The organism is Companilactobacillus musae (assembly GCF_003967595.1).
In the GTDB taxonomy this organism is placed as follows: Bacteria; Bacillota; Bacilli; order Lactobacillales; family Lactobacillaceae; genus Companilactobacillus; species Companilactobacillus musae.
In genome coordinates this window covers 164089-177744 of the sequence record NZ_BIFW01000004.1, presented here as the reverse complement: position 1 = coordinate 177744, position 13656 = coordinate 164089, and the positions used below count along the sequence as shown (strand labels likewise).

Here is a 13656-nt window from a genome sequence, read left to right as displayed (position 1 = left end):
TTTAAAATGAACGAATTATTGAAAAATAAAAATCCATCAATTCAACTTAAAAAATTGGGTGTATTCAATGCTGCTTAAGATGAGAATACTATGATGATATGGTTGAATTGAAAGAAAATATTGGAAAAATTATTTTTAACAAGTCATCTGATAAGCAACCAGTTTCAACTACAGTAGATGAGTTGTTAAAACTAAAACAATTATTAGATGGTGGAGTTCTAACAGAAGAAGAATTTCTATAACAAAAAATTAAGGTACTAAATAATTGATTCATTGTTTTTGATATGTTAAAAATAGGAATGTGCCTAATTAAAAATAACCTGTTATAATATAAGTGTACAAAAAAGAGGGATGCTGGAACACCCCTCAGATAGCCCGTTTAAGACGGTAGCTACTTTTTAAATCTTAATAGTTAATCAAATAACCGTAAACCCGCTAAAGTTTAGACGGTTATTTTTTTCGATTAAATTCGAGTATTAGAACTACTAACGTTGCAAAAGAAATCATTAACGTTAGAGCCTGAAAAACACTCATGGTTATCCTTTCGAGAGGTAAAGCCATTTAATTAATCTTATAAGGCATCACCTCACAGTATCATGAAGTTAGCCACCGCCATTAACTTGTTATAATTAATATTATCTAATATCAAGTAGATCAATGAAAGTCATTTATTGTAATCTTAATAAATGGCTTTTTTGATGTGAATCATTGAATATTGTAAAAAGTAGTATTTGTGTATTCATATTTAGCAAGTTAATATAAAAAAAGGTTGCACCCTAAAATATTGGTAAATAAGCATCTCTAATTATTGAGAAATGTTGGTATGAACCAAGCAACACAAAGACACCCATAATATGAACAGATAAAGGATTTAAGAATCAACAAGTCAATTATATCAAGTTAGGTTTGGTATAAATTTATACAAATGAATCAATGATAATTATTAACATCCTTGTGAATAATTCCAATTAAGCAAAGTATTCATTCTATCACTTTTGGTAGAAAACAATTAAATTAGGAAAAAATTCATAATTTTATTTTATATGATTTTAATTCATAAAATATTAAACTATTCAATATACCTAATGATTTAACGCTGTCGTATTAGGCATAACTATAATGATTTGAAGGTGATGGTAATTTTTAATTGGCAAAAACAATGGTCTTATAACAAATATTGGGTAATGTCAAAATCCCAAAAAAGCTATGAAACAGTCCGCTTAATGGCTAAGAATAATGATTGGTCTGAAACTAAGAGTGCAGAATTTGAAAGCATTATAAAATCCCTAGAAAATATTAAACCTACAAAGAAAACATTAACAAATACCTATCAGCATATTTGGGGATACTTTAAAAAGATATGCACCGATTCTGAAAGAAAAGAATATATTAACTTAATTACATCTTTAGAACCTGAAAATGACCAGTTGGGTACTTTTTTAAAAGGATTGACTTATAAATATCAGATAAAGTATCTTATGCAATCAAGAATAATAAAAGAAATAGGAGAATAATAATATGAGATTATGGCATGAAGACTTGATTTCTAAATTGCCTAGGCAACAATTATTAGGACAACACAGAGAGGTTGCAGCACTTAGGGGTAACGGTTGGGGCAAAAAACATTCTACTGTAGATTATGCTTTTAAATATTCTCCCTATAAATTGTATCAATTTCATCTGTTAGTCATGAATGAAATGATTAAACGGGGATATAAGCCAAGCAAAGAATGGTTTGATCCAAATTATAGAGGTGAACATTGTGAACCATACAATAAACTAGAAGAAATACCTAGTACATATCCTTTATATCCAGAACATAATAGTACGTATTTAAAAGAGTGTGTCGATAATTTAAAAGCTAAGGGAATCTTTATTAAATAATATTATTTAAAGTGCTGTTCATTAAGAATGGTACTTTTTATTTTCTGGTATAAAAAAACCACACATAAAATGTGTAGCATGAGCAGCTATTAATCGTTTCCAACAAGTTAATTATATATCATGAGTGAGGTTGTTCATTAATTGATAGACGAAAACAAAGCCATAAAGAATGTTAAAAATTATTTTAAAGTAGACTTTACTAGATTAAAAGCTAGATCACACATTTTATTAACAGACCTAGAACATCCCTCTTTTGAAAATGTGATTGTAGATGTGTGTACAAATGCTAATGATGTAAATGTCATGACATTACAGCAAGCCAAAGACTATGTAATCAAGACGTACAACTGTATTAACAAAAGCTCCAAAAATATATAAAGAGATTTTAAAGAATCTCTATATACTTGATAACAGTAATGATTTAACTATGAAATTGGTAGGATATAAGCATACGCAGTACAGCGTGTATAAAAAATAAAGCCTTATTATACTTTGCTGATAGCTTTAAAAATATATATGATTTATGTGCTTATAATTAGCTTAACTTTTTATTACAACCGTACTTAATGTACACTTGTAAATAACTCTCACTTTGATTAGCAACGCTTCTATTGGATATATTATTGAATGTTATTACGTACCAAAGTGTTAAGAGAGCGCACTAAAGAATGTTAAGAGACGTTAGGGCATATATAAAGGCTAGCTGAAAGTTGTGCAAGCATAAAAACTCAAATGAAGATTAAATGTTGGAAAATGATGGAATAAAATACTGGAATTAAGTTTTACGTTTTGAGGTTACTAAATTGAACCTAGGCAGTAAAAAAGATCTACCCAATTTTGGAGAGATGTTTTTCTCTCCTTGTTTTATGCTGTGCACTTTGAGTACATAGCATTTTTATTATAGGGAGTACACCTATTCACTAATCAATTAAGACAATAACAAGGGGTGTGCGTAATTTTGCGCATATCTTTTTGTCGTGTATTTTTGGCCATATTTCTAATTGTAACGACATAAAGAAAACAACCTAAGATTAGTTCTAAGTAAAGATTAAATTCTTTGCTTAGAACTTTTTTGTACACTGAAGACAAAGATCGTACATAGTCTCAGGGACTTTGTGTCCGTAATTAAAAATGGTCTCCGTTATCTTCATTTTTCTTCTCAGATTTTAGGTTGTGGGATTCCGTGTATAGGAAATGAGATTCTAAATGTTGATACGGATAGCTTTAGAAAGGAAAATTATGTCAGATATAATTGCTTTAGATGTTTCTAAAGGGCATAGTTACTGTGTCTTTTACGTGTTACCGAGTTCGATTTTAAACATAATAAAATGGGTTTTGGCAGACTTGATGCAACGGCAAAATGTGCCAATAATCCAACTTTTTATTTTGAAGCCACTGGAATATATTCACGTCCCATGGAAAGATATTGTAGAGATAATAAAATACCTTATGCCTTATTAAATCCTCTTGAATTACATCTTAAAACAGAGAATTTACGGCCGTGTAAAGATTGACACTGATGATGCTCATAAAATCGCCATCAGTGCTTATGAGAATCAATATAGATTGATGACATGTCAGAATCCTATATATTCAAAAATTAGAGAATTAAATAGGTTCTACGAGAGAATCGAAGATTCTCGCAAGTTGAATCAGGTTTATTTACATACTGAATTACAACAAACATTTCCAGAGATAGAAAAACTTTTTGCCAGTAGAACCTCAAAGTTAGCTTTAAATATAGTTAATCTTTTTCCGCATCCAGATTTAATTACAGGCATATCTAGAACTAAATTAAAAAATATATTGATCAATGAAACAGATAAACACATTTCAAAAGAGAAGGCCTTAAAATACGCTGAAAAGCTGATTAGGTTTGCCCAAAATAGTTGTCTAGAAACAAGAGTAAATGATGTTCAAGCACAAGAGGTGAAATATTATTCGCGTCATTTGATAGATATAACGATTGAGAAAGAGAAATTGAATAGGCAGATAATTCAATTTGCTAAAAGTTTACCCGAACTAGAAATCATTTCTTCGATGCCTGGCATCGGTGAAATGACAGCCGCACAACTTATTGATCTAATCATGTATCAATCAGGACAATATATCAGAGGAAATCATATAAACAAACGTGGAAATCCAATGGCGCAAGGAATTCTATTTTTGGCTGTATGTAATATGATAAAACAACAAGCTTCTGCACCTAACCATATAGTGGATTATTATAAATTAAAAAAGCAACCGGTCCCTAAAAGGGACAAGGTTGCAGTAGTGGCTTGCATGAACAAGACACTCAAATGCTTATATTCTCTAATTAAAAATAAGCATAAATACGTTTATTTGAATATGAACTGATTGTTCATAGAGATGCTCAACCATTTCCAATTCAAATACTAACTCTTACCTTCATAATTTTAAATAATTAATTATGAAGTACTGTTTAGAACACTCTCATTTTCTATATACTTATTTGATTAATCGTAGGAAAGAGGCTGTGACAAAACAGTCCCTTTATCTTAAAAGTTCGACGTGAATTTGAAAAAATTCCACATCGAACTTTTTTGTTCTCTAAAAATACAAATAAAAAATGACATTGATACCAGTTTCCTGATATTCAATGCCATTACTACGATCATCATTTCCTTTTTAACTTTATTCAATCCTTTAACATGGAATCTTTTGAAACCTAAACAAGTCTTCATATTTCCGAAGACTGGTTCCACGTCATTTTTTCTACGTGCATAAATATCAGCATATTGGGGAATCGAAAGTTTACTTCTCATGCCAGCTTTAAAATATTCCAATGAAGGATTGATGTATATTCTTTTACGATTCCCACCAGGCGTGAACGCCTGAGGAATCCTATTATGATCATCATCAAATATCTCGGAAATATATTTTTTAAAGTAACGTTTAAATCCATATTTATCAGTTCTTATTCGATATGCATTAAAACTAAAACGGACACCTTGAGGATTTATATAATAATCATCGTCTTCGTAGTAATTCCAATTCATTACCTTCTTTTCATCTGTTTTCCATTTCTTTGAATTCTCTTTGAGCATAGTAGAGTAGGGAATAACGTATTTCTTATAGCTATCATCAAGTAAAGTTTCAATCTCATCTGAAATCCTAAATCTACATATGGTTCTATATGAGGGACCTTGATATTGTGTAAACCATCTAGCAACGATATTTTTTTCAGCAAATTTTTCAATCTTTCTGCTAGTCATTACACTGCGAGAGAATGAAAAAAGTATCAATTTTAGTATTGCACGTAAGTCATATTCTCGCGGCCTCCCGCTAGAATAGACTTCTTCGGTATTAGGCGATTCGACAAAATCGTTTATAAATCTAGCTGGATGATTTTCTTTTGGTTAAAGGAATACTTAATGTCATTTGGTCTATGTTATAATTATTCATGGTTTTTGATCTCCTTTTGGAGTGATAAATTTTGGGAAGATGCGTGCGAGGCATCTTCTCTTTTTTTATATAATGATACAGAAAAAGCTGATGAATGAAATAAAAATCTCATTCATCAGCTTTTATTTTTTTGAGACTTATGTCACAGCCTCAATCGCCCCAACCAGTAATATTATTTTATTTAAATTGACTAAGTTTTGACTAAGTAAAATCATTTTTTGACTAAGTTGTATTTGATTCATAAAAATAAAAAAACCAGTCATACCAGGGCTTTTAACCCTTAATACAACTGGTTCAAATCTGCAAAATGGAGGTGAGGGGAATTGAACCCCTGTCCAAGCATAATGCTATGCAAGCCTCTACACTCATAGTTGTATCATTTAAAGTTTTACCACCATGAACGCCATACAACCCGGCTAACCACGATGGCTATTCCGACAATCTCTTTTTAACTATTCAGAATGCGTAGTTAAACGTAGCCCAATTAATTTGAGACCCATTTCCAACCCTTGGGCGAAATTAGAATGGATCACGCTTAGACTGTTTTTAGGCAGCTAATGCGTAGTTATTATTATTTTTTGCAGTTATAATAAACTGTGCGTTTTAAAGGGACGCAAGGCCCTAAGTGCAGCCTGCACGCTACTACACATGTCGAATCCAGAACACCCCCAAAGATGTTCACCTATTTATAATATCTAATTTTTCCGTAATAAGCAAATCATATAGATTATATTTACTTAAAAACATTAATTCATTAAAGATGCTACTTTCATAAAACCTTGTTAAAATACACTATGTAAGTGGAGGTATGAAAATGACAGACGAAAATGAAAAGAAACCTTTTTACAAAACAAATTGGTTTTGGATTACCATTCTCTCCATTTTTATTGTAGTATCAGCAACAACTTATATTGCTAACTATTCGTTTTATCAAGGTAAAGCTGATCAAGCAACTGCTAGTCAAAGCAAAGATGTTGCCAAAAAGAAAATTAAAAATAATCCATCATTAATAGCCAGATATAATTCTATCAAAACTGGTAAGAATGGATTTAATAAGGATGAAGTAATCCAATTGTTAGGGAATCCGGCTTCAATTCAACAAATTGATCAGAGCAATCAATTATTAAATTTGAATTGGGAAGGTACGGATGATAATAGCGAGGTAGTTATTCAGATAACTTTTGAGAAGAATAAGGCTACCGCTAAATCAATCCAAGGATTGGATATAGATAGGAAGAAACTATTAACAAGTGAAGATTTTAATAAATTACAAGATGGAGATAGTTATAATCGAGTTATTAATGTATTAGGTGATCCGGACGACTATTCTGATACAAATGGTGTTAAAACTTTAACTTACGAATCGGATTTGGCGGAAGTTGATTCGGCGCAAGACGCTTCAATCAAGATTGAAATTTCTAATAATAAAATAGTTTATAAGGAACAACAAAATCTCAAATAAAAAAGCAGTTATATCAAGTATTTAGTTACTTGGTATGACCGCTTTTTTTATTTACTATCAACAAATCCAATTATTTCCATGAATAAATCTATATATGATTGCCGATCTCTTTCCTTCATTGTATTCATGAATTTAATGAAATTGTCAGTTTTATCGTCAATAACGCTATGTTTAAAGATGTCACCTATTTCCATATCTAAGGCGTGAACAATCTTTTCTAATTTAGATAAGGATATACTACCTGATTCTCCTAATTCCAATCTTGAGATTGTATATCTTGAAACATGAGAAAGTTCGGCAAGTTGCTCAATTGTTAAACCCTTGCTTAATCTTTTTTGTCTAATGAAATCATTGTAACTTTTAGCCATATTAGTTATACACCTCAAGCCTTAAGCTACCCCACGATAAGACTAAATTAAATGTCAAATAACAGTCGTTTTTTTAAAAATGTTGAAAATATGCACACAATTGTTCTATAATACCCCATATATATAGAAAAGGGGGGCATTTTAATGAAAAAATCAAGTTTTTTTTCTTTTTTAGGTCTTATTCTTATATTTCTAATTCTTTCTTTTTCAAATTACCAAAAGGTTTTGGCAGATTCTTTGTTGCCCACTCCCGATACGGTTGTTGAACCTGATAGAAATCCTGGACTTTCTTCTGGTTCTAATGGTAATGGTTCTTGGGGTCAGTTATTAGATAATAATAATTCTCCTACGTTGAAGAATTTAGACATATATTCCGTCAATGAACCCATTGATAGTAAATATGCTTTTGCTCCCGTTTTAACCGCTGATACAAAGTATTATATTGTTAATCCGGATGGAACAGAAACCTTCTTAGCCGCCGCCACTGCCAGTACTACCTATGCTAAAATCGTGCATGGATCAGATTGGACCGGTAACGTATCGTATAGCTAACGTTGGATATTACAAGGGGCAGAGTGTTGATATCCTTTATACTCTATTTGCAAAGAACAAGAAGTTAAGTGGAAATGTTAATTTGTCAAGTGCCACTCAGCGATTAACTTTGGCAAAAGTTGGTGATGATACTAACTTTATGTATACATATATAACCGCAACAGCATCTTCTTACATTAATAATAATATTGAATATGTTAAATCTAATACCAAGGATCCTATAAAGGGAATTAGTGGAACTATGAATCATGGAAAGCTATCTTATCGTAAAGCCGTTTACATGGATCCCGATGTTTTTCAAGGGGGAAGAGTTCCTAATTCTGCAAGAACAGCAACTGGTAGCCAAGCTGGTACCGGATATTCAGATCTATATAATATAAATTCATATAATCATGGAAGTCTTTTTATTACGGCCAATTCACCTGGTGGTTTTGAATATAAATATAATAATTTTTCAGAACTATATACCTCTTCAAATGGTAGTATGAACGTTACTTTCTATATGTTTGAAGGTCTTGCTTTTTATAATGTTCAAACGACATCGGCATCTCCAATATTACTTGCTTCACCAGATGTAATTGGAATTACCAATGATAATTCGGATAGAGAGAACAAGATTAGTTGGAATGTCATTCAGGCATTTCCATCACAACCGAGTGACACTTATTTAGATAATTATGCCTTACATTTCAAAATACCAAGTGATTTGAATTCAGATGAAGTCAGTCTGAAAATTAAAAATTCTGCTGGTACAGATGTTACTAGTGCTTTTAATTTAGAAAAAGTCGGTAATGGCAATTATACAGCAACTGCAAAAAGCCTATCGACCTTGGTCAATAAGCAATATACCTTTACATTTACTGGCAACATAACTAAGGATCAGTTAGCAAATGAGAGTTTTTTGAATAACTATTTGGATCCAAGTAGTAGTAATCCTTACTACATTAAGATGAATGGTGAAGCTTATGCTACATATGGTTTAAAAGGTAGTAACTACGTAACTAAGAATGATGATGCAGCAACTTCATCGGCTAATTCTAAAATGGCTATTAGTAGTTATAAGGTTGAACCAGGATTGAGTGGGTCAATGACTGGAGGACCATATCATGTTGATGATAGAGTTTCTTTTTCTTGGACAGCACAAAATGGAAATCCAGATGCTAAATGGGGGGCTCTAGTATTTAAAATAAAGATTCCCAATGGACTAAATATTGATCTTAGCTCATTAAAACTTAAGTTTGGAAGTGAAACAGCATATTCAGTTCCAAAATCCAATTATGATTACGATATTTCTAGTAGATTATTAACAGTTCGTTCATATAGTAATTCGTATATTGGCACGGGAGCAGAAGTATTAACTTATGATACAGAAATTGACAGTGCCGCAAGAGGTGGAACTATTTCAAAGTCGGATGCAAGTGCTACTGGTATAGATATGAATGTGTTTTCTAAACCCAATGATCCTAAGCCAACTGCTTCAGCCAGTATTTCTTCCACTCCATTTAGTGTAGAATCGGATAACTTTCCCAGTACTCCATCTTTTAATAAGGTTTTTAAAAATGTTACGGAAAGTTCTAGAGGAGATAATAAAAATAGGATAAATGATATATTGAATTTTACTTTAACTGCTCAGAATAAGGGCAATGTAAAACATAGTAAGTGGGGACCTATCATTTTTAAAGATGTTATTCCTAAGGGATTAGATCTTGATAAAGCAAGTCTAAAATTACAGCTAAATAACGAAGATGTACAAAGTCCTACTGATGTGAAATATGATAAAAATTCCGATGGCAGTATAACATTAACTGTTAGCACGGATACTAATTTGTCAGAAGGAGATAATTTATCTTTAAATTACAATACAACTATTGATCCTATTGCTGGCGATCCTAGTTCAGGACTTAGTCCGTTAATAAATAAGGCTTCAGCAAGTGGTAAGGATATCAATGGGTTTGCTAACGGTAGTTATGGAGCAAACATTACGAAAACCGATAGTAAGAAAATTAGTGTAGAGCCTGATGTTTTGAAAACTAATTTTACTAATCAAATAAAAAAAGATAGTGATCCAGATGATAAATTTTCAAATTCAATAACTGCTAAGTATGGCGATATTATAGATTACAAAATAATCTTTGGCGTGAAAGATGGTAGCAGAAGTTTCAAGGGAGGTTCTTTTGCGGGTAAAATACCATCTAGTCTAAGCTTGATAGATGACAGCGTAAATGTCACAAATTCTTCTGATGGATCAAGTAATAATTATAAGGATATTGACAGCATACCTGACATAAAAGAAATTGATTCTGGTCAGAGTGTAACTCTAAGTTTTAAAGCCAAAATAACTCAGAATGCACCTTCAGAAATTCAATATATGCCATATATTTTGGAAGACGGTGGTAGTACGATGATGTACGCAAACGTATCAACGATAGAGCCGCAGGATTGGTTAGGATTTGAAGAAACACCTAGTGATATAGATTTTGGAACTCATACTCCTTATGATTTAAATGATATTGGCAACGTAAAAACAGTTGGTGAGCTTAATTTTATGAATTATACCAATGACCCATATTATCAAGTATCTGTTTCATATGATCCTTCAGGAAATTCAGCAATAAAAAATGGTGATAGTAGGCTTCAAGAAGCTGATAGTGAGGGCTTATTGTTCATTAAACAAATGGATACTGGTAGGTGGATTCCTGTAGATGATAGTGGTGCAATGTTGAATAGTGCCGGATTTAATAAATTGGGAAGTAATTCTCTTACTGAATTTGTAGGACCAGGAAAATGGTTGATGAATGCAAATGGAAGCAATCTTAAACCAGGTGTCTATTCTGGAAAAATGACATGGAATGCTATTGATGGAATTCCTAATAATTAATATGTAGAATATTTATAGTTAAATTAAGACCAAATAAAAAAAGGTGCATATGTCAAAACACGATCTGCTTTGATATGTGCGCCTTTTACTATGCAATATGTTTTTGATGAAAGATTCCAAATCCTTTGATAGCCAGACTAGAAATGCCAACTGACATAACTGCTAATAGGAAGGAAATGATATCAGTTAAAGCAATATTTCCTAAACAGACGATAGCATCAATAATGAACAGACTGATGTATTTATCAACTCCAAAGTTTTTGTGAATAATCATCGGTGGGACGGTTGTTCCACCACTAGACATATTTAATGTATATAAAATTGCTAAACCAATTCCAAAAATAATACTTCCTACTATTATAGAGATTAATCTACTATTCGGAATTAAATTATAAACGGGAGTGATATATAACAACAACGGAAGCATGAAACTTCCTAACGTCAATTTTAGTGTTGTTTGACGATCCAAATGTAAGTAAGCCAGTACTAACATCACAATATTTATGACAAGAACCGAGATGAAGGTTGGGATTTTCCATCCTGCTTGCAAGAGTATCGCAATACCGGTCGCTCCACCGGCAGCAATACTATGCGGCTCGAAGAACATATTTAAACTAAATGCGATAAGTTCCAAAGCAACTAACATTATTAGTAGTTTTGAGGACATTCTCTTTTTATTCTTCATACATATAACTATATCATGAATATATAGCCATAGCAATAAAAGTCCTTATTACTTAAAATATAAATATTTCAATAGCATTACTTAGATTACATAAAATCCGAAAAATGTAACTTTGAGGTCGTTGTTATGTAACACTGAGCTGTTAGTATAGCATCATAGCAATTGAGAGAGCTAAACAATTTTAAATATAAGGATGTAATTAATTTATGAAAAAAGTTTTATCTATCGCTTTAGTAAGTACAATGGCTTTAACAGGAATTCTTGCTTCAACTCAAACAGCACAAGCTGCCGTTACAAATGGTAGTAGTGTAACAGTTGAAAAGGGTGATACTTATGAGAGTATCGCAGAGGCTAATGGTATTAGTATTTCTGCTCTAGAACAAGCTAACGGACGTGAAGTTGGCGGATTTGACTTAATCTTCCCAGGTGAAACAATTACTTTACCTGGTGCTACAACAACAAATACAGACACATCTGCTGATACAAATTCAACAACAGATACACAAGCAGCAACTGACACTACTGATGCAAGTGCTGCAACAACAGACACAACACAACAAACAACAGATACAACTTCACAAGCTACAACTCAGTCAACAAGTTCAACTGGAACATCTCAAGGAACATTCAAGATTTCATTTTATGATCCAGCCGTTTTAGGTTCAAATATGGGTTATAGTGGTGTTGCCGCTAATCTTTCAGTATTCCCTAAGGGTACACAATTGAAGATTACTTTGGCTGACGGTACTGTAATGTATAGAACAGTTAATGATACAGGTACATTTGCTAACTCAAATTCGCAACAATTAGATGTTGCTATGCCTAGTTCATCAATCCCATCATATGGTGTTACAACAGCTTCTGTTGAAGTAGTATCATAATTTAAAAATTAATAAGACAATTGTAAAAGGGTAACTATCTGAATTCAGATTAGTTACTCTTTTTTAATAAATATCTAATTTTTCTAATGAAAAAATCTAAATGAAAATAAATTTTTAAATTTTTTATTTCTAGAAATATATTGTTTTGACGTTATAAAACGCATAACGACGGACCTCTACAATCGTAGTAACAACGGCATTTATATAAATATCATGTTATAAATACCCTTTGGCATTAAAAATAAAAATTAGAAAAAGGACTGAAAAAACTTATTTTTATTGATTGACATTTCAAAAATTAGATTGTATTATCTAACCAACGATTAACAAAGAGATATTTATTAAACAATTTGATCGGGGGAAGTAATTCAACCTCGTTTGTACAGAAAACCTCTATTTGCTGAGATGAGGGCAACGACTTGAATGAAAATGACCCGTGATTGGTGCGCTGAATCTTCGGATAAAGATGCAATGGTTGGTACCCTTTACAGTACACGCGTATAGAGATTTTGTACGTTGTTAAGGGGATAAGTGTAAATTTATTCCGAATTAGAATGGTACCGCGGAAAGCCGCTTCTAACATTGAACCCAGTGGGTTTGATTTAGAAGCGGTTTTTTTGTTTCTATAAATATTTTCAGTTGATTAAGTATTAGTTAAGGTGGGAGAAAGATATGAGTAAAGATATGAGTAAATTTAAGAAGTTCGGTAAGATCATTTTATTAGCTTTTACAGCACTATTTATTTTTGTATTAGCCGGCTGTGGAAATCAAAACAGTGGTAAGACTGTAACTGTTGGTATTAATCCATCAGATGAAACAATTTGGAAGGTTGTTCAAAAGAATGTTAAAAGTGAAGGTATTAATCTAAAGATTAAAACTTTCAGTGATTATAACCAACCCAATACAGCCTTGAACCAAGGCGATGTTGATATCAATGCTTATCAACATACAGATTTTCTAAATTCATGGAACAAAGCACATCATACAGATCTAGTATCAATTGGTAAGACAGTTATTCAACCAATGGCTCTATATTCAAAGAAAATCACGAAGCTTAGTCAATTAAAAGATGGTGACAAACTTGCCATTCCTAATGATGCTTCAAATGAAGCTCGTGCATTACAATTACTTGAATATAACGGTATTTTAAAATTAGATGATAGCAAGACATTGCCATCAGTTAAAGATATTAAAGAAAACAAATTAAATTTGAAATTCACAACAGTTGATGCAGCACAAACTGCTCGTGTAATGGACGACGTCACAGCTTCTATCGTTAATGGTAACGTTGCTAACGATGCTAAGTTGAATCCTAAGAAGGCTGTCGTTACAGAAAAAATTAACAAAAACTCAATTCCTTGGATCAATATTATCGTTGCCCAAAAGAAAGATAAGAATAATAAGACATACAAGAAAGTTGTTAAAGCTTTCCAAAGCAAAGATGTCGAAAAAGCAATCAAGAAGGTCTATGGCGGAAACGAAATTCCAGCTTGGAATGCAAAACTTTAATTAAAACGACG

The 13656-nt window shown here is 32.0% G+C and carries 13 protein-coding genes and 1 other RNA gene; 9 read left to right on the top strand and 5 right to left on the bottom strand.

What is annotated here, in order from left to right:
* The first annotated feature begins 98 nt into the window (after positions 1 to 98).
* A complete protein-coding gene (locus tag LAB100_RS07310) occupies positions 99 to 242 on the top strand; it encodes an SHOCT domain-containing protein (RefSeq protein WP_119326539.1) in 144 nt (47 codons plus the stop codon).
* A gap of 208 nt (positions 243 to 450) precedes the next feature.
* Here the strand turns inward: LAB100_RS07310 and LAB100_RS11805 are convergent, their stop codons facing one another.
* Complete coding sequence (locus LAB100_RS11805; RefSeq protein ID WP_371851217.1) at positions 451 to 534, bottom strand: putative holin-like toxin; 84 nt, start codon at positions 532 to 534, stop codon at positions 451 to 453.
* Between the two features lie 599 nt (positions 535 to 1133).
* On the opposite strand from LAB100_RS11805, the gene LAB100_RS07305 reads away from it, so the two are divergent.
* The 3 genes from LAB100_RS07305 (at position 1134) to LAB100_RS11700 (ending at position 4242) form a co-directional block, all read left to right on the top strand.
* Complete coding sequence (locus LAB100_RS07305) at positions 1134 to 1514, top strand: YbgA family protein (RefSeq protein WP_119326538.1); 381 nt, start codon at positions 1134 to 1136, stop codon at positions 1512 to 1514.
* 4 nt (positions 1515 to 1518) lie between these two features.
* Positions 1519 to 1884, top strand: coding sequence for a TIGR02328 family protein (locus LAB100_RS07300; RefSeq protein ID WP_119326537.1), 366 nt, complete (start codon positions 1519 to 1521; stop codon positions 1882 to 1884).
* Positions 1885 to 3531: 1647 nt separating this feature from the next.
* A complete protein-coding gene (locus LAB100_RS11700) occupies positions 3532 to 4242 on the top strand; it encodes a hypothetical protein (RefSeq protein WP_246001293.1) in 711 nt (236 codons plus the stop codon).
* A gap of 161 nt (positions 4243 to 4403) precedes the next feature.
* Here LAB100_RS11700 and LAB100_RS07290 read toward each other — a convergent pair whose 3' ends face one another.
* Positions 4404 to 5237, bottom strand: a complete 834-nt coding sequence (locus LAB100_RS07290; RefSeq protein WP_487246459.1) for a transposase — start codon at positions 5235 to 5237, stop codon at positions 4404 to 4406.
* Between the two features lie 378 nt (positions 5238 to 5615).
* Positions 5616 to 5980, bottom strand: a transfer-messenger RNA (tmRNA) gene (ssrA, locus tag LAB100_RS07285).
* A gap of 144 nt (positions 5981 to 6124) precedes the next feature.
* Here ssrA and LAB100_RS07280 point away from each other — a divergent pair.
* A complete protein-coding gene (locus LAB100_RS07280; RefSeq protein ID WP_162894212.1) occupies positions 6125 to 6772 on the top strand; it encodes a DUF3862 domain-containing protein in 648 nt (215 codons plus the stop codon).
* A 47-nt stretch (positions 6773 to 6819) separates the two neighbouring features.
* On the opposite strand, the gene LAB100_RS07275 is transcribed toward LAB100_RS07280, so the two are convergent.
* Positions 6820 to 7140 carry a helix-turn-helix domain-containing protein gene (locus LAB100_RS07275; protein WP_119326534.1) on the bottom strand — a complete coding sequence of 107 codons (321 nt, stop codon included), beginning with the start codon at positions 7138 to 7140 and terminating at the stop codon, positions 6820 to 6822.
* Positions 7141 to 7284: 144 nt separating this feature from the next.
* On the opposite strand from LAB100_RS07275, the gene LAB100_RS07270 reads away from it, so the two are divergent.
* Both LAB100_RS07270 and LAB100_RS07265 read left to right on the top strand, forming a co-directional pair.
* Positions 7285 to 7692 (top strand): hypothetical protein, encoded by a 408-nt coding sequence (locus LAB100_RS07270; protein ID WP_119326533.1) that lies wholly within the window; start codon positions 7285 to 7287, stop codon positions 7690 to 7692.
* Positions 7640 to 10570 (top strand): hypothetical protein, encoded by a 2931-nt coding sequence (locus tag LAB100_RS07265; protein ID WP_119326532.1) that lies wholly within the window; start codon positions 7640 to 7642, stop codon positions 10568 to 10570. The genes LAB100_RS07270 and LAB100_RS07265 overlap by 53 nt, the downstream gene beginning before the upstream one ends.
* 88 nt (positions 10571 to 10658) lie before the next feature.
* Here the strand turns inward: LAB100_RS07265 and LAB100_RS07260 are convergent, their stop codons facing one another.
* Positions 10659 to 11255, bottom strand: a complete 597-nt coding sequence (locus LAB100_RS07260; protein WP_126322030.1) for a YitT family protein — start codon at positions 11253 to 11255, stop codon at positions 10659 to 10661.
* A gap of 206 nt (positions 11256 to 11461) precedes the next feature.
* On the opposite strand from LAB100_RS07260, the gene LAB100_RS07255 reads away from it, so the two are divergent.
* Together LAB100_RS07255 and LAB100_RS07250 are read left to right on the top strand one after the other, a co-directional pair.
* Complete coding sequence (locus LAB100_RS07255) at positions 11462 to 12136, top strand: LysM peptidoglycan-binding domain-containing protein (protein WP_119326530.1); 675 nt, start codon at positions 11462 to 11464, stop codon at positions 12134 to 12136.
* Between the two features lie 684 nt (positions 12137 to 12820).
* Positions 12821 to 13645, top strand: a complete 825-nt coding sequence (locus tag LAB100_RS07250; protein ID WP_119326590.1) for a MetQ/NlpA family ABC transporter substrate-binding protein — start codon at positions 12821 to 12823, stop codon at positions 13643 to 13645.
* Positions 13646 to 13656 lie beyond the last annotated feature (11 nt).

Bases quoted from the DNA above. Each gene is read 5' to 3' on its own strand.
- LAB100_RS07310 (WP_119326539.1), top strand. From the start codon at position 99: ATGGTTGAATTGAAAGAAAATATTGGAAAAATTATTTTTAACAAGTCA.
- LAB100_RS11805 (WP_371851217.1), bottom strand. From the start codon at position 534: ATGAGTGTTTTTCAGGCTCTAACGTTAATGATTTCTTTTGCAACGTTA.
- LAB100_RS07305 (WP_119326538.1), top strand. From the start codon at position 1,134: ATGGTAATTTTTAATTGGCAAAAACAATGGTCTTATAACAAATATTGG.
- LAB100_RS07300 (WP_119326537.1), top strand. From the start codon at position 1,519: ATGAGATTATGGCATGAAGACTTGATTTCTAAATTGCCTAGGCAACAA.
- LAB100_RS07280 (WP_162894212.1), top strand. From the start codon at position 6,125: ATGACAGACGAAAATGAAAAGAAACCTTTTTACAAAACAAATTGGTTT.
- LAB100_RS07275 (WP_119326534.1), bottom strand. From the start codon at position 7,140: ATGGCTAAAAGTTACAATGATTTCATTAGACAAAAAAGATTAAGCAAG.
- LAB100_RS07270 (WP_119326533.1), top strand. From the start codon at position 7,285: ATGAAAAAATCAAGTTTTTTTTCTTTTTTAGGTCTTATTCTTATATTT.
- LAB100_RS07265 (WP_119326532.1), top strand. From the start codon at position 7,640: ATGCTAAAATCGTGCATGGATCAGATTGGACCGGTAACGTATCGTATA.
- LAB100_RS07260 (WP_126322030.1), bottom strand. From the start codon at position 11,255: ATGAAGAATAAAAAGAGAATGTCCTCAAAACTACTAATAATGTTAGTT.
- LAB100_RS07255 (WP_119326530.1), top strand. From the start codon at position 11,462: ATGAAAAAAGTTTTATCTATCGCTTTAGTAAGTACAATGGCTTTAACA.
- LAB100_RS07250 (WP_119326590.1), top strand. From the start codon at position 12,821: ATGAGTAAATTTAAGAAGTTCGGTAAGATCATTTTATTAGCTTTTACA.